General features: G+C 70.7%; 17 protein-coding genes. 13 read left to right on the top strand and 4 right to left on the bottom strand.

Annotated elements, in window-relative coordinates; all coding sequences use genetic code 11:
* Positions 1-3: 3 nt before the first annotated feature.
* The gene (gene pruA, locus OG338_RS22205) at positions 4-1635 is read left to right on the top strand and encodes an L-glutamate gamma-semialdehyde dehydrogenase (protein ID WP_405938995.1); all 1632 of its coding nucleotides are present in this window, start codon (positions 4-6) and stop codon (positions 1633-1635) included.
* Between the two features lie 111 nt (positions 1636-1746).
* Here pruA and OG338_RS22210 read toward each other — a convergent pair whose 3' ends face one another.
* Genes OG338_RS22210 through OG338_RS22220 form a run of 3 tightly spaced genes read right to left on the bottom strand, consistent with a single transcriptional unit; the run spans position 1747 to position 4384 of the window.
* Complete coding sequence (locus OG338_RS22210) at positions 1747-2958, bottom strand: lysophospholipid acyltransferase family protein (RefSeq protein WP_405938996.1); 1212 nt, start codon at positions 2956-2958, stop codon at positions 1747-1749.
* Complete coding sequence (locus OG338_RS22215) at positions 2955-3815, bottom strand: phosphatidate cytidylyltransferase (protein ID WP_405938997.1); 861 nt, start codon at positions 3813-3815, stop codon at positions 2955-2957. Before OG338_RS22215 ends, OG338_RS22210 begins: the two co-directional genes overlap by 4 nt.
* Positions 3812-4384 carry a CDP-alcohol phosphatidyltransferase family protein gene (locus tag OG338_RS22220; RefSeq protein ID WP_405938998.1) on the bottom strand — a complete coding sequence of 191 codons (573 nt, stop codon included), beginning with the start codon at positions 4382-4384 and terminating at the stop codon, positions 3812-3814. The genes OG338_RS22215 and OG338_RS22220 overlap by 4 nt, the downstream gene beginning before the upstream one ends.
* A 458-nt stretch (positions 4385-4842) precedes the next feature.
* Here OG338_RS22220 and OG338_RS22225 point away from each other — a divergent pair, with 458 nt between their 5' ends.
* On the top strand, positions 4843-4971 hold the full coding sequence (locus tag OG338_RS22225) for a hypothetical protein (protein WP_405938999.1): 129 nt from the start codon (positions 4843-4845) through the stop codon (positions 4969-4971).
* 11 nt (positions 4972-4982) lie between these two features.
* Here the strand turns inward: OG338_RS22225 and OG338_RS22230 are convergent, their stop codons facing one another.
* Complete coding sequence (locus OG338_RS22230) at positions 4983-5111, bottom strand: hypothetical protein (protein WP_405940566.1); 129 nt, start codon at positions 5109-5111, stop codon at positions 4983-4985.
* A 178-nt stretch (positions 5112-5289) separates the two neighbouring features.
* On the opposite strand from OG338_RS22230, the gene OG338_RS22235 reads away from it, so the two are divergent.
* The 11 genes from OG338_RS22235 (at position 5290) to OG338_RS22285 (ending at position 20197) form a co-directional block, all read left to right on the top strand.
* Complete coding sequence (locus OG338_RS22235) at positions 5290-6330, top strand: 3-isopropylmalate dehydrogenase (protein ID WP_405939000.1); 1041 nt, start codon at positions 5290-5292, stop codon at positions 6328-6330.
* Between the two features lie 228 nt (positions 6331-6558).
* Positions 6559-7644, top strand: a complete 1086-nt coding sequence (locus OG338_RS22240; protein WP_405939001.1) for a branched-chain amino acid aminotransferase — start codon at positions 6559-6561, stop codon at positions 7642-7644.
* 341 nt (positions 7645-7985) lie between these two features.
* Positions 7986-9593 carry a citramalate synthase gene (cimA, locus tag OG338_RS22245; RefSeq protein ID WP_405939002.1) on the top strand — a complete coding sequence of 536 codons (1608 nt, stop codon included), beginning with the start codon at positions 7986-7988 and terminating at the stop codon, positions 9591-9593.
* Positions 9594-9939: 346 nt separating this feature from the next.
* Positions 9940-10914 (top strand): LacI family DNA-binding transcriptional regulator, encoded by a 975-nt coding sequence (locus OG338_RS22250; protein ID WP_405939003.1) that lies wholly within the window; start codon positions 9940-9942, stop codon positions 10912-10914.
* A gap of 126 nt (positions 10915-11040) precedes the next feature.
* Complete coding sequence (locus OG338_RS22255) at positions 11041-12717, top strand: ABC transporter substrate-binding protein (RefSeq protein WP_405939004.1); 1677 nt, start codon at positions 11041-11043, stop codon at positions 12715-12717.
* Between the two features lie 23 nt (positions 12718-12740).
* Positions 12741-13802 (top strand): ABC transporter ATP-binding protein, encoded by a 1062-nt coding sequence (locus OG338_RS22260; RefSeq protein WP_405939005.1) that lies wholly within the window; start codon positions 12741-12743, stop codon positions 13800-13802.
* Positions 13799-14779: an ABC transporter permease gene (locus tag OG338_RS22265; RefSeq protein ID WP_405939006.1), complete on the top strand. Its 981-nt coding sequence runs from the start codon at positions 13799-13801 to the stop codon at positions 14777-14779. Before OG338_RS22260 ends, OG338_RS22265 begins: the two co-directional genes overlap by 4 nt.
* Before the next feature lie 3 nt (positions 14780-14782).
* A complete protein-coding gene (locus tag OG338_RS22270; RefSeq protein ID WP_405939007.1) occupies positions 14783-15769 on the top strand; it encodes an ABC transporter permease in 987 nt (328 codons plus the stop codon).
* Entirely contained in the window at positions 15766-16776 is a 1011-nt protein-coding gene (locus OG338_RS22275) for an ABC transporter ATP-binding protein (protein WP_405939008.1), read from the top strand. The genes OG338_RS22270 and OG338_RS22275 overlap by 4 nt, the downstream gene beginning before the upstream one ends.
* Before the next feature lie 45 nt (positions 16777-16821).
* Positions 16822-18267 carry a GH1 family beta-glucosidase gene (locus tag OG338_RS22280; protein WP_405939009.1) on the top strand — a complete coding sequence of 482 codons (1446 nt, stop codon included), beginning with the start codon at positions 16822-16824 and terminating at the stop codon, positions 18265-18267.
* 55 nt (positions 18268-18322) lie between these two features.
* Positions 18323-20197, top strand: a complete 1875-nt coding sequence (locus OG338_RS22285; RefSeq protein ID WP_405939010.1) for a discoidin domain-containing protein — start codon at positions 18323-18325, stop codon at positions 20195-20197.
* Positions 20198-20206 lie beyond the last annotated feature (9 nt).

Below are 20206 nucleotides of genomic sequence, written 5' to 3' on the forward strand. Positions count from 1 at the left end.
ACCATGGACGCTGTGACCCAGGTCCCCGCGCCGGTCAACGAGCCGGTCCACTCCTACGCCCCGGGCTCCCCGGAGCGCGCCCGCCTGGAGGCCAAGCTCAAGGAGCTCAGCCAGAACCCCGTCGACCTGCCGATGACCATCGGCGGCGAGAAGCGGATGGGCGGCGGCGAGCGCGTCGACGTCGTGCAGCCCCACAACCACAAGGCCGTCCTCGGCACCTTCGCCGGTGCCACCGAGCAGGACGCCCAGGACGCGATCGACGCCGCCCTGGCCGCCGCCCCGGCCTGGCGCGCGATGTCCTTCGACGACCGCGCCGCGATCATCCTGCGCGCCGCCGAGCTGCTGTCCGGCCCGTGGCGCGAGACGCTGGCCGCCTCCACGATGCTCGGCCAGGGCAAGACCGCCCAGCAGGCCGAGATCGACTGCCCCTGCGAGCTGGTCGACTTCTGGCGCTTCAACGTGCACTACGCGCGCCAGATCCTCGCCGAGCAGCCGCCGGCGAACTCCCCGGGCGTGTGGAACCGCATGGACCACCGCCCGCTGGAGGGCTTCGTCTACGCGATCACGCCGTTCAACTTCTCGGCCATCGCCGCCAACCTGCCGACCGCGCCCGCCCTCATGGGCAACGTCGTCGTGTGGAAGCCGTCCCCGACGCAGACCCACGCCGCCGTGCTGCTGATGCGGCTCCTGGAGGAGGCCGGTCTGCCCAAGGGCGTCATCAACCTGGTGACCGGCGACGGCATCGCCGTCTCCGAGGTGGCCCTGAACCACCGCGACCTGGCCGGCATCCACTTCACCGGCTCCACCCCGACCTTCCAGCACCTGTGGAAGACCGTCGGCAACAACATCGCCAACTACCGCACCTACCCGCGGCTCGTCGGCGAGACCGGTGGCAAGGACTTCGTCGTCGCCCACCCGTCGGCCGACCCCGCGATCCTGAAGACCGCGCTGACCCGCGGCGCCTTCGAGTACCAGGGCCAGAAGTGCTCGGCGACCTCGCGCGCCTACATCCCGGCCTCCATCTGGAACGCCGGCTTCAAGGAGGCGTTCGCGGCCGAGGTCGACTCGATCACCATGGGTGACGTCACCGACCTGTCCCACTTCATGGGCGCCGTCATCGACGACCGCTCCTTCGCGAAGAACAAGGCCGCGATCGACCGCGCCGCCGCCGACCCGGCGTGCACGATCGTCGCGGGCGGCAGCTACGACGACTCGGTGGGCTACTTCGTCCGCCCGACCGTCATCGAGTGCACCGACCCGGAGAACGAGGTCTTCACGACCGAGTACTTCGGCCCGATCCTCGCCGTGCACGTCTACGAGGACGAGCAGTACGACGCGATGCTGGAGCAGATGGAGTCGGTCTCCGACTACGCCCTGACCGGGTCCGTCATCGCGAACGACCGCGCGGCGGCCGCGTACACGATGGAGAAGCTGCGGTACGCCGCGGGCAACTTCTACATCAACGACAAGTCGACCGGTGCCGTCGTCGGCCAGCAGCCCTTCGGCGGCGGCCGCGCCTCGGGTACGAACGACAAGGCCGGCGCCCCCCAGAACCTCCAGCGCTGGACCCTCACCCGGGCCATCAAGGAGACCCTGGTCCCGCCGACCGAGTACACCTACCCCCACCAGGGCTGACGCCCCCGGGGTGCCCGTCGCCCCGCCCCGAGTCCCGCCCCCCGTCCGGTTCCCCTGCCGGACGGGGGGCGGTTTCCATATACGGGTCAGCCGGCCCCACCCGTATACGGGTCAGCCCCACCCGTGCACGATCAGCCCGAGCCCGGCCGCGAAGCCGACGCCGAGCAGCGCCAGGTAGCGCCCGTACAGCCGGCGGTGGCGGCGCAGCAGCAGGCCGAACGCGGCGAACGCGAGCCCCACCGTCAGCGTCCGCCCGCCCCGGGCCGCCGCCGAAGCCGCCACCCAGTCCGCCGCCGGCACCGAGGCCCGCCCCGCCTCGGCCCCGTACACCTTGAACGGGATGCCGTTCCACGGCTGGTGGCGGACGGCCCGCGCGCCCTCCACCGCCAGCTCCGCGCGCACCTCCGCTCGCATCCGGTCCGTGGTCAGCGGGGCCGGCAGCCGCACGCCCGCCGCCGCCAGGTGCAGCGCGAGCAGCCCGCCCGCCAGGCTCCCGGCCAGCGCGCCCAGCGACATCTTCAGGGCCGCGCGCGGCACCGCCACGCACACCACGCCCAGCAGCAGCTCCGGCATCAGCGGCCAGCTCAGCGCCTCCGCGAAGGCCCAGCAGAAGGCCAGCGGCAGCCCCACGCGGGACGTGACGACCGAGGCGACCCGCCTGCGCACCGCCGAGTCCCGGAGCGGTTCGGCGGCCGTACGGTGGTGCAGCGCGCGCACCGCGTCGCGGGCCGCCTCCGGGGTGACCCCGGCGGGCAGCGGGGCCCCGACCGTCACCCGGACCAGCGACGAGCGCAGCCGGCCGTGCTTGGGCAGCAGCCGGTCCGTGCCCGCGATGCCCACCGGCACCACCGGGACGCCCGCCTCCTCGGCCAGCACCAGCGCGCCCTTGTGGAAGGAGCCGAGGGTGCCGTCCTCGGCGCGGGTGCCCTCCGGGAAGAGCACGACCGCCCGGCCCTCGCGCAGCTCGCCGGTCATCGTCAGCAGATCCGCCATCCCGCCGCCCGCCCGCCGGACCGGGAAGCCGGCCGCCAGCCTGCGGCAGATCCGGCGCCGCCACGGGGAGGCGAACCAGTAGTCCGCCGCCGCGCCGATCGCCGGGCTGTGCCGGGCGTCGAGCGCGGCCAGGAGCGCCGCCGTGTCCGCGTGCGAGCTGTGGTTGGCGACGACCACGCAGCCGCCGTGCGGCAGCCGGCCGCGCCGCTCGATGCCGCCGGTGAGGCTGAGCACGCCCCACCACAGCCCGCGCCGCAGCGCGGAGGCGACGCGGGAGCGGACCGGGAGGACACCGGAGGTGCGTACGAGAGTGCTGTCAGCAGGTGTCACGTCATCACCATCGCCAGGAGAAGGGCAACCAGCAGGGAGTCGATCCGGTCGAGCAGGCCGCCGAAGCCCGGCAGCCAGCTGCCCGCGTCCTTCACCCCGGACTCGCGCTTGACCATGGACTCGACCAGGTCGCCGAGCACACAGCCGCCGACGACCGCCGCCCACAGCCCCGGGCCGAACACGCCGAGCACCGCCAGCAGCGCCCCGGTGGCGGCGGCCGCGCCCAGCACCCCGGCCCATGTCTTGTTCGGGGAGAGCGGCGACAGCGGCCGGGCGAGCGGACCGCGCCGCCCCAGCGCCGTACCGCCGCACCAGGCGCCGACGTCCCCGAGCGCCACCGCCAGGCCCACCGCGACCGCCGTGTCCCCGAGCGTGACCAGGCCGGTCAGCGCGACCGGAATCCACAGCAGTCCGAAGGCGGTCCGGGCGGTGCGGGTGAAGCCCGTGCGGTCGTCGCCGCCCAGCACGGAGGGGAGCGCCGCCGCGACGAGCAGCAGGGCCGCCGTCCGCAGGTCCAGCGTGTGCGGGGCGAGCCAGGCCAGCGCCGGGAAGGCCGCCGACGCCACCGCGAGGACGGCCAGGTCGCCCCGGCGCAGCCCGGCCATCCGGGCGTACTCACCGGCCGCGACCACGCCCAGCCCGGCGGCCAGCGCGTACGTGCCGCCGCCGCCCAGGAAGAACGCCCCCAGGAAGACGGGGGCCACCAGCGCCCAGGTCCGCCAGCGCCTGCGCAGCTCGGCGCGCATCCGGACCCGCGCGGGCAGCACCGCGACGGCGACCCCGCCCACGCCCAGCACGCCCGCGACCAGCGGCACCGCGCGGACGGCGGCCTCCTCGGCGATCAGGACGGCGCTCATGCCACCTCCCGCCAGAGGCCGGCCAGCCGGAGCGCGGCGGTGAGCAGGGAGCCCGCGGCGATCACGGCCAGCACCGGGACGACCCAGCCGCTCGCGGCGGCGATCACGACGAGCAGGCAGCGTTCGGTCTTGCCGACCGGGCCCCCGTTGCGCCGGGGCGCCCCGGCGGCGGCCCCGGCCAGCGACACCCAGGAGGGCAGCGTGGCCGCGAGCCCGGCCAGCGCGACCAGCCAGAGCGGGGCGAGCGCCAGGAAGCCGGCGAGCACGACGAGGTCGGCGGCCCGGTCGCCCAGCTCGTTGAGGACGGCGCCGCGCCGGGTGGTGCGGCCGGTGTCCCGGGCGAGCGCCCCGTCCAGGTTCGCGAAGGCGAGCCGCGCCGCGAGCAGGACGGCGACCGGCAGCGCGGCGACCGGGGCGGGCAGCCAGGCCAGGGTGGCGGCGGCACCGGCCGCGGCGGCCACCCCGGCGGCGGTGAGGGTGTCGGGCGACACCTCGTGCCGGACCAGCGAGGCGCGGACGCCGGCGAGCCGGTCCGCGTACCAGGGCTTGAGAGCGTAGAGGCCGTTCATGGCTGCAACTCTCGTGCGACGCACGTTCTTTCGACACGGCCCGGGTACTCAATTACGCCTGAGTACGCGGGCGGCCCGGCCGCCCCACTCGCCCAGGAAGCCGTCCACGACCGTGACGTCCGGACTGTTCCTGGCGCGATCCGCGGCCGTCCGGGCCCTGATCAGGGAGCTGAGGGTGAGCGGCAGATGAGCGGCAGTCGAGCCGGCGCAAACCGCCGTCTCAGATAGTAGGAAGTCCGAGTAATTGTGGAGACAGACCGGCCGGGCTGCTTTAGCTTTGTAGAAGCCGAACGTCTCGCTAGATCAAGCGACTGGCGGTCGAGAGCGCGCGCCCTTGCGCAGGCAACCCCTGCGGCGTCCGTTCCCCGCCCCTTCCGGCGCCTCGAAATCAACGATCTCGACATCACCCCACGCTGTTCGATCTCGAAATCCTCGCGATCTCAAGGAGTCGATCCACCATGGCCGAGACCATCACCCGCCGTGTCCGTCACGCCCACCGCCCGACCGAGTCGGAGCGCCGTGCTGCCGCCGCCGCCCTCCAGCGCGCCCTCGACCGCAGGGACAACGGCGGCTCCACCGGTCACTGACCGGGACCCTCTCAGCCCCGGCTGATCTCGAAGTGGTCGATGCGCTCGCCTGACTCGGCGAGCGCGGTGACCCTCATCCGGGCGTGCCGCCCGGCCCCCACCTCCACCGCGAGGAACGAGAAGCCGGGTTTGACCTCCACCCCTGCCGTCCTGGTCAACAAACGACGCCCAGCCCGCGTCGTGGACCGATTTGGCCAGGCGGGTTTGGGCGAGCGCCGCGCGTCGGCCACCTGCGCGTACGGGACACGTACAGCTGCTCGCATGTCCGTATGGTGGACGCGACGTGTCATGGGGTGGGACGAGCAGTAGGGTGCCAGCATGTCTCGCAGCATCAATCTCGCAGTGATCCCCGGTGACGGTATCGGCCAGGAGGTCGTGGCCCAGGGCCTCAAGGTCCTCAACGCTGTTCTTCCGCAGGATGTGAAGCTGGAGACCAAGGAGTACGACCTTGGCGCCCAGCGCTGGCACCGTACCGGTGAGACCCTTCCCGACGCGGAGCTCGACGCCCTCAAGGGGCACGACGCCATCCTGCTCGGCGCGATCGGCGACCCGTCCGTGCCCTCCGGCGTCCTGGAGCGGGGGCTGCTGCTGAAGCTGCGCTTCGCCTTCGACCACTTCATCAACCTGCGGCCGTCGAAGCTCTTCCCGAACACCGAGACCCCGCTCGCCGGCCGTCCGGACATCGACTTCGTCGTCGTCCGCGAGGGCACCGAGGGCCCGTACACCGGCAACGGCGGCTCGCTGCGCACCGGCACGGAGCACGAGGTCGCCACCGAGGTCAGCCTCAACACCGCCTTCGGTGTCGAGCGGGTCGTCCGGGACGCCTTCGAGCGCGCCGCCGCCCGCCCGCGCAAGAAGCTGACGCTGGTCCACAAGAACAACGTCCTGGTCTACGCGGGCCACCTGTGGAAGAACATCTTCGACAAGGTCGCCGCGGAGTACCCGCAGGTCAGAACCGACTACCTGCACGTCGACGCCGCGACGATCTTCTTCGTGACGCAGCCGGAGCGCTTCGACGTCATCGTCACCGACAACCTCTTCGGCGACATCCTCACCGACCTCGCCGCGGCCGTCTCCGGCGGCATCGGCCTGGCCGCCTCCGGCAACATCAACCCGACGGGTGCCTTCCCGTCGATGTTCGAGCCGGTCCACGGCTCCGCCCCCGACATCGCGGGGCAGGGCAAGGCCGACCCGACCGCCACGATCCTCTCCGTCGCCCTCCTGCTGCGACACCTCGGCTACGAGGCCGAGGCCGTGCGCATCGAGGACGCCGTCTCCGCCGACCTCGCGGAGCGCGACGGCAGTGCCCGTACGACCGACGAGATCGGCGACGCCCTCGCGGTACGGGTAGCGGGCTGACCGACGACTCCCACAGAAGCCGCCGGGTAGCAGCCGCACCCGGCGGCTTCTCCTGTGCGGCCCCGGGTGTCACCATCGAACCCTGGACCGCATTCACGCCATTTCGTGCACGGCAGCCGTCGAGAGATAATCGAACGGGGCCGTGGCTCGCAGCGAAGCTCGGACGTCCTAGCACTTGAAGGCGTGCGCGCGGTCCTACACACACATCACGGTGAAGGACACGCACTCATGACGACCACGATCGAGCTCAAGCCCTCCTCGAACCCGCTGTCCGACGCGGAGCGCGAGGCGATCCTGGCCCAGCCCGGATTCGGCCGCTACTTCACCGACCACATGGTGACGATCAAGTGGACCGAAGGCCGCGGCTGGCACGACGCCCAGCTCGTGCCGTACGCCCCCCTGTCGATCGACCCCGCCAACATGACGCTCCACTACGGCCAGGAGATCTTCGAGGGCCTGAAGGCGTACCGCCAGCCCGACGGCTCCGTCGCCACCTTCCGCCCCGAGGCCAACGGCGAGCGCTTCCGTTCCTCCGCCCGCCGCCTCGCCATGCCGGAGCTGCCCGTCGAGACGTTCGTCGCGGCCTGTGACGCGCTCGTCCAGCAGGACGCGGCCTGGGTCCCGGCCCACGGCGGCGAGGAGTCCCTGTATCTGCGCCCCTTCATGATCGCGACCGAGGTCGGCCTCGGCGTGCGCCCGGCCAACGAGTACCTGTTCCTGGTCATCGCCTCGCCGGCCGGTGCCTACTTCCCGGGCGGTGTGAAGCCCGTCTCCATCTGGCTCTCCGAGGACCGGGTCCGCGCCGTCCCCGGCGGCATGGGCGACGCCAAGACCGGCGGCAACTACGCGGCCTCCCTGCTCGCCCAGGCCGAGGCCGCCGCCAAGGGCTGCGACCAGGTCGCCTACCTCGACGCCGTCGAGCACAAGTGGGTCGAGGAGCTGGGCGGCATGAACCTCTACTTCGTGTACGGGGACCGGATCGTCACCCCGTCCCTCACCGGCTCCCTGCTCGCCGGCATCACCCGGGACTCGCTGCTCAAGCTCGCGAGTGACCTCGGCTACACCTCCGAGGAGTCCCGCGTCTCCATCGAGCAGTGGCGCGAGGACACCGCCGCCGGCACCCTCACCGAGGTCTTCGCCTGCGGCACCGCCGCCGTCATCACCCCCGTCGGCACGGTGAAGAGCGCGGGCGGCGAGTGGACCCAGGGCGACGGCACCCCCGGCCCGGTCACCCTCAAGCTGCGCGAGCGCCTGCTCGACATCCAGCGCGGCACCGCCGAGGACACCCACGGCTGGATGCACTCCCTGGCCTGAGCACGCCGTACGGGGGTGCCCCGGCCTCTCGCCCGAGCACCCCCGTACGACCGCATCCTGAGACGGGCGGTTCACGGCGGCGGTCCTTGTGCCAGACTGCTTCCGTGTCCTCGTACGTCATGATTATTGGCAGCAGGCGCGCCGGTCCGCAGTGATCGTTCCGTACCACCACGTACGGCACGGCCACCGTGCCCCAGACCCGCGCGCAGACCTCTCGCACCCGCGAGGGGTTTTTTGTTTTCCGGCCTCCACCTCGGCCGGAGAACGCGGCGCACGGGATGATGGGGGCAAGTGGAGCCAGACCGTCCGGATCCACTCATCCGACAGGAGTCAGACCAGCAATGACCAACAAGGCCAAGCCCACCGACGACAGCTTCCATGTCTTCGACACCACGCTGCGTGACGGTTCACAGCGTGAAGGCATCAACCTGACGGTCGCCGACAAGCTCACCATCGCCCGGCACCTGGACGAGTTCGGCGTCGGCTTCATCGAGGGCGGCTGGCCCGGCGCCAACCCCCGCGACACCGAGTTCTTCGCCCGCGCCCGCCAGGAGATCGAGTTCAAGAACGCCGAGCTGGTCGCCTTCGGCGCGACCCGCAGGGCGGGCGGCACCGCCGCCGAGGACCCCCAGGTCAAGGCGCTGCTGGAGTCCGGTGCCCCGGTGGTCACGTTGGTCGCCAAGTCCCACGACCGCCATGTGGAACTCGCCCTGCGCACCACGCTGGAGGAGAACCTGGAGATGGTCCGCGACACCGTCGCCCACCTCCGCGAGCAGGGCCGCCGGGTCTTCGTGGACTGCGAGCACTTCTTCGACGGATACCGCGCCAACCCCGAGTACGCCAAGGCCGTCGTGAAGGCCGCCGCCGGGGCCGGCGCCGACGTGGTCATCCTCTGCGATACCAACGGCGGGATGCTCCCGGCCCAGATCCAGGCCGTCGTCGCCACGGTCCTCGCGGACACCGGCGCCCGGCTCGGCATCCACGCCCAGGACGACACGGGCTGCGCCGTCGCCAACACCCTCGCCGCCGTCGACGCGGGCGCCACCCACGTCCAGTGCACCGCCAACGGCTACGGCGAGCGCGTGGGCAACGCCAACCTCTTCCCGGTCGTCGCCGCGCTGGAGCTCAAGTACGGCAAGCGGGTCCTCCCCGACGGCGCCCTCGCCGACATGACCCGCGTCTCGCACGCCATCGCCGAGGTGGTCAACCTGACCCCCTCCACGCACCAGCCGTACGTCGGTGTCTCGGCCTTCGCCCACAAGGCCGGGCTGCACGCCTCCGCCATCAAGGTCGACCCGGACCTCTACCAGCACATCGACCCCGCCCTGGTCGGCAACACCATGCGGATGCTGGTCTCCGACATGGCCGGGCGGGCCTCCATCGAGCTGAAGAGCGACGAGCTCGGCATCGACCTCGGGGGCGACCGAGAGCTGGTCGCCCGGGTCGTCGCCCGGGTCAAGGAGCGCGAGCTCAGGGGCTACAGCTACGAGGCCGCCGACGCCTCCTTCGAACTGCTGCTGCGCGCTGAGGCCGAGGGCCGGGTGCGGCGCTACTTCCGTACCGAGTCCTGGCGGGCCATCGTGGAGGACCGCCCGGACGGCACCCACGCCAACGAGGCGACCGTGAAGCTGTGGGCCAAGGGTGAGCGGATCGTCGCCACGGCCGAGGGCAACGGCCCGGTCAACGCCCTGGACCGGGCGCTGCGGGTGGCCCTGGAGCGGATCTACCCGCAGCTCGCCAAGCTGGAGCTGACGGACTACAAGGTCCGCATCCTGGAGGGCCGCACCGGCACCGACTCCACCACCCGCGTCCTGATCACCACCGGCGACGGGACCGCCGAGTGGTCGACCGTGGGGGTCGCCGAGAACATCATCTCCGCGTCCTGGCAGGCGCTGGAGGACGCGTACACCTACGGGCTGCTGCGCGCCGGCCTCGAACCGACCGACTGAGCCGCACGGCACCGCCTCCGCACCCGCACGCCCCCGTCCGCCCGCCGCAACCGGCAGGGCGGACGGGGGCGTTCGCGTGTACGGCCCCGTACGGGCACCGAGTGAACGGGATTCAGGGGCCCGCGTCAAGAGGTGTTTTCGTTCAGAAGTTGAACGCAAGGACCGTGTTCTTCTCGTTATCAGATGGGTACGGACCAATCTCGACGTGAAGTATTGACGGCGGTGTTTCTGCGGGGTTAACTCACGCCACCAACGCCGGTACCGGTTCCGGAACCGGTTGCGGTACCGGTTCCATCGCCGGCCGTCGCGGCCGTTCTCATCTGTCCCGTTGTGTCCTGGAGGCCCGATGCGCGTCACCATCGCTGATGTCGCCCGCGAGGCCGGCGTCAGCAAGACGACCGTCTCCCGGGTCATCAACACCAAGGGCGAGGTGGACGGCTCGACGGCCGCACGCGTTCGCGAAGTGATCGCGCAGCTCGGTTACGTGCCCAGCTCGGGCGCCGTCGGTCTGGCCCGCGGCAGCAGTCGTACGGTCGGCATGCTGGTGCCCTCGCTGACCTGGCCCTGGATGGGCGAACTCCTCCAGGGCGTGGTCGACACCGTCGAGGCCGCCGACTACGGGCTGCTGCTGTTCACCTGCAATCGCGGGGCCGAGTCCGTCGAGCGCTTCACCAGCCAGGTGTCGGCGCGGGCCTTCGACGGCCTGGTGGTGGTGGAACCCGAGAACACCCTGGACCACCTCACGGAACTGCACCGCGGCGGCCTGCCGATCGTGCTCATCGACGACCGCGGCCACCACCCCGAATTCCCCTCCGTCGTGACCACCAACCACGAAGGAGGCGCGTCGGCCGCCCGTCATCTGCGGGACGCCGGTCGCACCAGGCCCGTCGTGATCACCGGCCCCGCGCACTTCGGCTGTGTACGCGACCGGCTGGCCGGGTTCGTCTCGGTCCTCCCCACGGACCACGTCGTCCTGGGGGACTTCACCGAACGCTCCGGCCGGCTCGCCGTGGAGGAACTCCTCGCCTCGGGCACGGAGTTCGACTCGGTCTTCGCGCACAACGACATCACCGCGGCGGGCGTGCTGCGGGCGTTGCGCGCCGCGGGGAAGACCGTGCCCGGTGACATCGCCGTCGTCGGCTTCGACGACATCCCGATGTCCGAGCACACCGAACCGCCCCTGACCACCGTGCGCCAGCCCACCCGGCAGATGGGTGAGATGGCCGCCCGGATGCTGCTCTCCCACCTGGGCGGCACACCGGCACCGGACACCCCGGTCGTGCTGCCCACCGAATTGGTCGTGCGCCACTCGGCGCCCTAGCGAGGGTCCCCCCAGGCCCGTACCGCACCCGCACCCGCACCGCCCGCGAAGCAACGCCCGTACAAGGCGTGCCGAGCGCTGCCCGTTTCCGGATCCCAAGACCCGCCAGTCCCTCCTGGAGTCGCTATGTCCGCACGCCGTCACACGCTGAGAGCCGCCGCGCTCGCCACCGCGGTGGTCGCACTCGCCGCAGGCTGTTCCTCGGCCAACTCGAACCACAACAAGAACGGCGGCAGTGCCGCTTCGGGCGTCCTGAACATCGGCAAGCCGGACGGGCCGCAGACGGACAACAGCAACCCGTTCCTCAACACCTCGGCCGGCGCCACCCTCGGCTACCGCTGGATGATCTACGAGCCGCTGGCGATGGTCAGCCAGATCCGGCCCGCCGACAAGCCCGACCCGTGGCTGGCGACCGACTGGAAGTGGGACCTCAACTTCACGAAGGTCACGCTCACCATGGACGAGCGCGCCAAGTGGGCCGATGGCAAGCCGCTGACCGCCGACGACGTGGCGTACACCTTCAACCTGCTGAAGAAGCACCCGGCCCTCAACGCCGACGGCATCCAGTGGGGCGGTGTCGAGGTCAAGGACAAGAAGGTCATCCTGACCTTCAACACCTCGCAGTACGTCAACCAGAACAAGATCCTCCAGCAGTACATCGTTCCGAAGCACATCTGGGAGAAGGTCGACAACCCGGAGACCTGGCCGAACCGGCACCCCGTCGGCTCGGGCCCGTACAAGCTGAAGAGCTTCACCCCACAGACCACCACCCTGACCGCGACGCCCACCTACTGGAAGGGCTCGACCAAGGTCAAGGAGCTGCGCTACAGCACGTACAACGACAACAACGCGGCGACCACCGCGCTGGCCAGCGGCAAGCTGGAGTGGTCGTTCGTCTTCATGCCGGACTTCAAGAAGCTGTTCATCGACAAGGACCCGAAGAACCACAAGCTGTGGTTCCCGTCCGGGCTCGGCATCCACGGCCTGTGGATCAACACCGCCCGCAAGCCGTTCGACAACGCGGCGCTCCGCAAGGCCATGGCGATGGTGGTCGACCGCAACGCCATCTACACGCAGGCCGAGGCGACCCTGTACCCGGAGATCACCAACCCCACCGGCATCCCGCTGCCGGCCGGTGAGTCCTTCATCTCCGACGAGTACAAGAATGCCACCACCAAGCCGGACGTCGAGGGCGCCAAGCAGGTCCTGGAGAAGGCCGGCTTCACGCTCAGCGGCGGCGTCCTCAAGGACCCGTCCGGCAAGCCGGTGAAGCTCACCCTCACCGACCCGGCCGGCTGGAACGACTACATCACCGGCCTGTCGATCATCAAGGACAACTTCAAGAAGATCGGCATCGACGCCAAGGTCAAGACGCAGACCGCGGACGCCTGGGGCGCGGACGTCGCCAACGGCAACTTCGACGCCACCCTGCACTGGACCAACAGCGGCGCCACGCCGTACGACATGTACCAGAACATCATGGACGGCGCCCTGCTCCAGCCGATCGGCAAGCCGTCCCAGTCCGGCAACTTCGGCCGCTTCAAGAGCACCGAGGCGACCGAGGCGCTGAAGGACTTCGCCCAGGCCACCACGGACACCGCCCGCAACGAGGCGATGAACACGCTCCAGAAGATCATGGTCGAGCAGGCGCCGATGATCCCGACCGCGGCGGCACCCGTCGGCGCGGAGTACTCCACGAAGAACTGGGTGGGCTGGCCCACCGAGGACAACCCGTACGCGGACCCGCAGCACACCCAGCGCACCTCGCTGGAAGTCGTGCTGAATCTCAAGCCCGCCAAGTAGTACGCAGGGATCAGGTACCGGCCATGTCTGAACAGCCAGAGAACAACCACATCGTGCTCGAAGCACGCGGAGTCACCAAGCACTTCGCCGTACGGCGCAACGCCCGCGATCTCCTCGCGCGCACGCGCCGTACCGTCCACGCCGTGGACGACGCCTCGCTGCAACTGCGGCGCGGCACCGTCACGGCACTGGTGGGGGAGTCGGGCTCCGGGAAGTCCACCGTCGCCAGACTGCTCGCGCAGCTGTATCCGCTCACCTCGGGCGAGATCCACCTGAACGGGCAGCCGGTGAAGGCCGGACGTGGCCGGTCCTTCCGCAGTTACGTACGCCGGGTCCAGCTCATCTTCCAGGACCCGTTCGCCTCGCTGAACCCCGTGCACACCGTGCGCTACCACCTGACCCGGTCGCTGAAGATCCACGGCCGGGCGGGCAGCGGCGAGGCGGAACTGGAAAAGAACCTGACCGCTCTGCTGAACCGCGTCCAGCTGACTCCTCCTCATCAGTACCTGGACAAGTTCCCGCACGAGCTGTCGGGCGGTCAGCGTCAGCGCGTGGCCATCGCCCGCGCGCTCGGCGCCGACCCCCAGGTCCTCCTCGCCGACGAGCCGGTCTCGATGCTGGACGTCTCCATCCGGCTCGGGATCCTCAACCTCCTCAAGGACCTCAAGGACCGCTTCCAACTGGCGATCCTCTACATCACCCACGACATCGCGTCCGCCCGCTACTTCGCCGACACCACCCTCGTGATGTACGCGGGCCGGATCGTCGAGGGCGGTGACAGCGAGACCGTCACCCAGCGCCCCGCCCACCCGTACACCCAGCTCCTCATCGCCTCCGCCCCCCACCCGGACCGGGCGGGCGACGACGAGGACGCGGAGGAGAACGGCACCGGCGAGCCGCCCTCCCTCATCGCCCCGCCGGCCGGCTGCCGCTTCCACCCCCGCTGCCCCAAGGTGATGGAGCGCTGCCGCACCGAGCTGCCGCCCCGGTTCGACCTGGCCGACGGCCAGTGGGCCGCCTGCTGGCTGTACGACGGCACCGGCACCGCCCGCACCGACGACCACGAGAAGGAGGCTGCGAAGTGAAGTTCCTGCTCCAACGGCTCGCCTTCTACCTGGTCACGGCCTGGGCCGCCATCACGATCAACTTCCTCATCCCGCGGCTGATGCCCGGCGACCCCGTCCAGGCACTCATGGCCCGCTTCCAGGGCCAGCTGGACACCAACGCCATCGACTCGCTGAAGGCCCTCTTCGGCCTCGACCAGCAGCAGTCGGTCTGGCAGCAGTACATCGACTACTGGGTGCACCTGTTCCACGGCGACCTCGGCCTGTCGTTCACCTTCTTCCCGACCCCGGTCAGCGAGGTCATCGCGCAGTCGCTGCCCTGGACCCTCGCCCTCGTCGGCATCACCACGCTGATCAGCTTCCTGCTCGGCACCGGCATCGGGGTCTTCACGGGCTGGCGGCGCGGCTCCTGGATGGACAACCTGCTGCCCGTCACCACCTTCATCTCGTCCATCCCGTACTTCTGGCTCGGGCTCATCGCGATCTCGCTGTTCGCCGTGAAGTGGCCGCTCTTCCCGGCCGACGGCGGCTACGACAACTCGCTGGTGCCCGCCTTCGACTGGCCGTTCATCTCCAGCGCGCTCTACCACGGGGTGCTGCCCGGCTTCACGATCGTCCTCAGCGCGGTCGCCGGCTGGATTCTCGGCATGCGGAACATGATGGTGACGGTGTCCAGCGAGGACTACGTCATGGTCGCCCAGGCCAAGGGCCTCTCCGAGCGCCGGGTGATGTTCGGTTACGCGGCACGCAACGCGATCCTGCCCAACATCTCCGGGTTCGCCCTCTCGCTCGGCTTCATCGTCGGCGGCACGCTCCTGGTGGAGATGGTCTTCTCCTACCCGGGCATCGGCTACCAGCTCTTCCAGGGCGTGGGCGCCAAGGACTACCCCCTCATGCAGGGCATCTTCCTCATCATCACGCTCTCCGTCCTGGCGGCGAACCTCCTCGCCGACATCCTCTACATGCTCCTCGACCCCCGTACCCGAAGGGAGGCGTAGGACATGGCCGTCACCGCCACCGAGGTCGCCGTACTCGATGCCGCCGAAAGCCCGGCAGCGAGCAAGCGCAAGTTCCGGTTCCTGCGCGGCCGGAAGACCGTCATCGGCCTGGGCATCCTGCTCTTCTTCGTGCTGATCGCGATCATCGGCCCGTGGATCGCCCCGTACGACCCCAGCGCGATGAGCCAGGACCTGCTGGAGGCGCCCTCCGGTTCGCACTGGTTCGGCACCACGCAGACCGGTCAGGACGTGCTCTCGCAGATCCTCGTCGGCACCCGGGGCGTGCTCGTCGTCGGCTTCGTCGCGGGCATCCTCGCCACCGCCCTGTCGGTGCTGATCGGCGTCACCGCCGGGTTCCTCGGCGGGCTGGCCGACGAGGCGCTGTCGCTGCTGTCCAACGTCTTCCTGGTCATCCCGGGACTGCCGCTGATCATCATCATCGCCAGCTTCGTCACGGACGCCGGCGACCTGCTCATCGCCTTCGTCATCGCCCTCACCTCCTGGGCCTGGGGCGCCCGCGTGCTGCGCGCCCAGACGCTGTCGCTGCGCCGCCGCGACTACGTGGAGGCGGCCCGCGCCACGGGTGAGCCGACCTGGCGGATCATCATCTTCGAGGTGATGCCGAACCTCACCGCGGTCATCGCGTCCGGATTCGTCGGCACGGTCATCTTCGCGATCCTTTCCGAGATCACCCTGGCCTTCATCGGCGTCGCCGACATCTCCAACTGGAACTGGGGGACCGTCCTGTTCTGGGCGCAGTCCAGCCAGGCACTCGCCCAGGGCGCCTGGTGGTGGTTCGTCCCGGCCGGGCTCTGCATCGCCCTGCTCGGCATGTCCCTCGCCCTGATCAACTTCGGCATCGACGAATTCGTCAACCCTCGCCTGCGCACCGAGACCGGCGGCTCCAAGAAGGTCCGGATGCGCGTCGGCTTCACCCCGGTCGCCCGCTCCGGCAACGGCACCCCGCGCCACAAGGAGACCCGCTCATGAGCGAGCCCGTCCTCACCATCAGCGGCCTCAACGTGGACTACGGGACCGGCACCGACGCCGTGCACGCCCTGCGCGACATCGACCTCACCCTGCACCGCGGCGAGGTCCTGGGCCTGGCCGGTGAGTCCGGCTCCGGCAAGTCCACCCTGGCCTACGCGGTCACCCGGCTCCTCTCCCCGCCCGGCGTCATCACCGGCGGCGAGGTGCATTACCACGGGCGCGGCGGCGAGGCGATGGATCTGCTCGCCATGTCGGCGGCCGAGCTGCGCGCCTTCCGCTGGGCGGAGCTGTCCATCGTCTTCCAGGGCGCGATGAACTCGCTGAACCCGGTCTACACGGTGCACAACCAGCTCACCGACGTACTCCAGGCGCACCGCCCGGAGATGAAGAAGGCCGACCGCACCGCCCGGGCCCGGGAACTCCTCAGCCTCGTCGGGATCTCCCCGGACCGGCTCGGCGCCTACCCGCACCAGCTGTCCGGCGGCATGCGCCAGCGCGTGATGATCGCGATGGCGCTCGCCCTGGAACCCGAGATCGTCATCATGGACGAGCCGACGACCGCGCTCGACGTGGTCATGCAGCGGCAGATCCTGCGCCAGCTGGTCCGGCTCCGCGAGGAGCTGGGCTTCTCGGTCGTCTTCATCACGCACGACATCTCGCTGCTGATCGAGTTCTCGGACCGGATCGCGATCATGTACGGCGGCCGGATCGTGGAGGAGGCCGGCGCCACCGAGATCTACCGCGACCCCCACCACCCCTACAGCGCCGGGCTGCTGCACTCCTTCCCCGCGCTGCACGGACCCCGCCGCGAGCTCAGCGGCATCCCCGGCTCGCCGCCGCACCTGTCGTCCATGCCGTCCGGCTGCGCCTTCCACCCGCGCTGCGCCAAGAAGGTCGAGGGCTGCGACACCCACGTCCCGGTGCTCGCGGCGCCCGGGACGGACGGCTCCCGCTCGGTGGCCTGCTGGCTCCACCACGAGGCCCCGGCCACCGCCGCCCGCGCCTAGCCCCCGCCGGCCGCCGCCCCGAGCAACGCCCACCACAGGAGAACCATGAACCTCGTCACCCCCCAGGCATACGCCCGCGAGATCGCCGCCCAGGCCGTACCGGGTCTGCCCGCCGGCTTCCGCTGGGGCGTCGCCACAGCCGCGTACCAGATCGAGGGCGCGGCGGCCGAGGACGGCAGAACGCCGTCCATCTGGGACACGTACTGCCGGGTGCCGGGCATGGTCGTGCGCGGTGAGAACGGTGACGTGGCGTGCGACCACTACCACCGCATGCCCGAGGACGTGCGGCTCATCGCGGACCTCGGCGTCGACACGTACCGCTTCTCGCTGGCGTGGCCGCGCATCCAGCCGGGCGGCCGGGGCCCGGCCAATCCGAAGGGCCTCGACTTCTACAAGCGGCTGCTGGACGAGCTGGAGGCCAAGGGAGTCACCCCCTGGGTCACCCTCTACCACTGGGACCTGCCGCAGGAGCTGGAGACGGGCGACCTCAGCGGTTCCACCGCGGGGGGCGGCTGGCCGGTGCGCGACACCGCGTACCGCTTCGCCGAGTACGCCGCGCTCGCCTACGACGCCTTCGGCGACCGGGTCAAGCACTGGACGACGCTCAACGAGCCCTGGTGCTCCGCGATGCTCGGCTACGCCTACGGCGGCCAGGCGCCGGGCCGGCAGAACTTCGGCGAGGCCATCCACGCCGTGCACCACCTGCTCCTCGGCCACGGACTTGCCTCCCAGTACCTGCGCGAGCAGGCCGCCGCCCGGGGCAACGACCTCGAACTCGGCATCACCCTCAACCTGGGCACCGCCACCCCGGAGACCGGCAGCCACGAGGACGCCGAGGCGTGCCGCCGCGCCGACGGCCTGGGCGCCCGGCTCTATCTGGACCCGGTCGTCAAGGGCACCTACCCCGAGGACATCGTCGCCGACCTCGCCGCCCAGGGCATCGAACTGCCCGTCCAGGACGGCGACCTGGCCGCGATCTCGACGCCGCTGGACGTGCTCGGGGTCAACTTCTACCGCGGTTCGCTGTTCTCCGGCGTCACGGAGGACGGCGCGACCACGGACGCGGAGGGGCTGCCCGTCACCCGTCAGGTGGAGCGCGAGCTGCCGCGTACCGCCATGGACTGGGAGATCACCCCCACCGCCCTCACCGACCTGCTCGTCCGTCTGGAGAAGGACTACGGCCTCCCGACGGTCATCACGGAGAACGGCGCCGCCTTCGACGACACCGTCTCCGAGGACGGCGAGATCCACGACGCCGACCGCACCACCTATCTCGCCGACCACATCGCCGCCGTCGCCGCCGCCCGCGCCCAGGGCGCGGACGTGCGGGGCTACTTCGCCTGGTCGCTGATGGACAACTTCGAGTGGTCCTACGGCTACGACAAGCGGTTCGGCATCGTCCGCGTCGACTACGACACGCAGGTGCGGACGCTCAAGGACAGCGCCAAGTGGTACCGCGACACCATCCGGCTCACCCGCGACGCGTCGTAGCCGCGACCGCGGGTGTGGCCGCTCACCCTCACCGATACGAACGGGATACCCCACCATGCCCTCTCGTACGACCCTGGCAGCCACCACCGCCGCTCTGATCGCCCTCGCCGCCCCCATGGCGTTCGCCGCCCCGGTCCCCAAGCCGGCGGCGGCGCAGGCCGCGGCCTGGGACACCGACCGGGCCGCCGCCGCCCACACCGCCGACCCGGACTCCGTCACCGCGTCCGGGAGCGAGAACGCCGCCTCCGGACCGGGGGCGGCGGCCGACGGCGACTCCACCACCCGCTGGTCCAGCGACTTCGCCGACGACGCCTGGATACGGGTCGACCTCGGCTCCGTCATCCGCGTCAGCAGCGTCACCCTGGACTGGGAGGCCGCCTACGGCAAGAAGTACGTCCTGGAGGTGTCGAAGAACGGCACCGACTGGACCACCTTCTACACCGAGGACGACGGCACCGGCGGCAGCGTCACCGCGCACACCTACCCGCAGGAGGTCACCGGCCGCTATGTCCGGATGCGCGGCATCCAGCGCGCCACCCCCTGGGGCTACTCGCTGTATTCCTTCAAGGTGTACGGAGGAGAGCCCGCCCCGGCCTCCACCACCCGCAGCAACCTCGCCCTCAACCACCCCGCGTACGGCGACTTCTACCAGCACGCCGGCAACTCCCCGGCCTTCGTCACCGACGGCGGCTGGCCCGCAGACCTGAAGGCCGACCAGTCCCGCTGGTCCAGCGACTGGAACGCCAACCGCTGGGTGGGCGTCGACCTCGGCGCCACCTCCACCATCGACAGCGTGGACCTGTACTGGGAGGCGGCCTACGCCGTCGACTACCGCATCCAGGTCTCCGACGACAACCGCACCTGGCGCACCGTCTACCAGCCGTCCGCCGCCGAGGCCGCCGCCCGCCGTGCGGACGTCAAGTCGCCCGGCGACGCCGTGGGCCGGCACGACACCGTCCAGCTGCCCACCCCGGCGACCGGCCGCTACGTCCGGATGCTGGGGGTCGAGCGGCGCTCCTTCTACAACCCCGCGCCCGCCACCGCCCAGTTCGGCTACTCGCTCTACGAGTTCCAGGTGTGGGGCACCGGGGGCAGCGCGAACGCCGCCTACCCGGCCCTCCCCAGGGACCCCGGCGGCGCCTACACCACCACCTTCTTCGACGACTTCAACGGCTCCGGCCTCGACCGCGACAAGTGGCGGGTCGTGCGCACCGGCACGGAGATGAACCCGGTCAACGGGGAATCCCAGGCATACGTCGACTCGGCGGACAACATCCGTACCGAGAACGGCTCCCTGGTCCTGCAATCGAAGTACTGCAAGGGCTGCACCCAGACCCCGGCGGGCACCTTCGACTTCACTTCCGGCCGCATCGACACCAACACCAAGTTCGACTTCACCTACGGCAAGGTCAGCGCCCGCATGAAGCTGCCGGTCGGCGACGGCTTCTGGCCCGCCTTCTGGATGCTCGGCAGCGACGTCGACGACCCGGACGTCTCCTGGCCCGGCTCGGGCGAGACCGACATCATGGAGAACATCGGCTACGGCGACTGGACCAGCTCAGCCCTGCACGGCCCCGGCTACTCCGCCGACGGCAACATCGGCAAGCAGCAGACGTACCCGAACGGCGGCCGCGCCGACGAATGGCACACCTACGGCGTCGAATGGACGCCCGAGGGCATGACGTTCACCGTGGACGACCGAGTCGTGCAGACGACCTCCCGCTCCAAGCTGGAGTCCACCCGCGGCAAGTGGGTCTTCGACCACAACCAGTACGTGATCCTCAACCTGGCGCTCGGCGGCGCCTACCCCGCCGGGTGGAACCAGGTCACCAGCCCTTACTGGGGCCTGCCGCAGTCCAGCGTCGACCGCGTCGCGCAGGGCGGCGTCAAGGCGGAGATCGACTGGGTGCGGGTGGAGCAGAAGAAGTAGCTCACCCCG

The organism is Streptomyces sp. NBC_00726 (assembly GCF_045161735.1).
GTDB lineage: Bacteria > Actinomycetota > Actinomycetes > Streptomycetales > Streptomycetaceae > Streptomyces.

Excerpts from the sequence above, each read along its gene's own strand:
- OG338_RS22270 (WP_405939007.1), top strand. The coding sequence starts at position 14,783 with ATGGCCGTCACCGCCACCGAGGTCGCCGTACTCGATGCCGCCGAAAGC.
- OG338_RS22215 (WP_405938997.1), bottom strand. The coding sequence starts at position 3,815 with ATGAGCGCCGTCCTGATCGCCGAGGAGGCCGCCGTCCGCGCGGTGCCG.
- OG338_RS22225 (WP_405938999.1), top strand. The coding sequence starts at position 4,843 with ATGGCCGAGACCATCACCCGCCGTGTCCGTCACGCCCACCGCCCGACC.
- OG338_RS22275 (WP_405939008.1), top strand. The coding sequence starts at position 15,766 with ATGAGCGAGCCCGTCCTCACCATCAGCGGCCTCAACGTGGACTACGGG.
- OG338_RS22280 (WP_405939009.1), top strand. The coding sequence starts at position 16,822 with ATGAACCTCGTCACCCCCCAGGCATACGCCCGCGAGATCGCCGCCCAG.
- OG338_RS22220 (WP_405938998.1), bottom strand. The coding sequence starts at position 4,384 with ATGAACGGCCTCTACGCTCTCAAGCCCTGGTACGCGGACCGGCTCGCC.
- OG338_RS22250 (WP_405939003.1), top strand. The coding sequence starts at position 9,940 with ATGCGCGTCACCATCGCTGATGTCGCCCGCGAGGCCGGCGTCAGCAAG.
- OG338_RS22240 (WP_405939001.1), top strand. The coding sequence starts at position 6,559 with ATGACGACCACGATCGAGCTCAAGCCCTCCTCGAACCCGCTGTCCGAC.
- OG338_RS22260 (WP_405939005.1), top strand. The coding sequence starts at position 12,741 with ATGTCTGAACAGCCAGAGAACAACCACATCGTGCTCGAAGCACGCGGA.
- OG338_RS22285 (WP_405939010.1), top strand. The coding sequence starts at position 18,323 with ATGCCCTCTCGTACGACCCTGGCAGCCACCACCGCCGCTCTGATCGCC.
- pruA (WP_405938995.1), top strand. The coding sequence starts at position 4 with ATGGACGCTGTGACCCAGGTCCCCGCGCCGGTCAACGAGCCGGTCCAC.
- OG338_RS22235 (WP_405939000.1), top strand. The coding sequence starts at position 5,290 with ATGTCTCGCAGCATCAATCTCGCAGTGATCCCCGGTGACGGTATCGGC.
- cimA (WP_405939002.1), top strand. The coding sequence starts at position 7,986 with ATGACCAACAAGGCCAAGCCCACCGACGACAGCTTCCATGTCTTCGAC.
- OG338_RS22255 (WP_405939004.1), top strand. The coding sequence starts at position 11,041 with ATGTCCGCACGCCGTCACACGCTGAGAGCCGCCGCGCTCGCCACCGCG.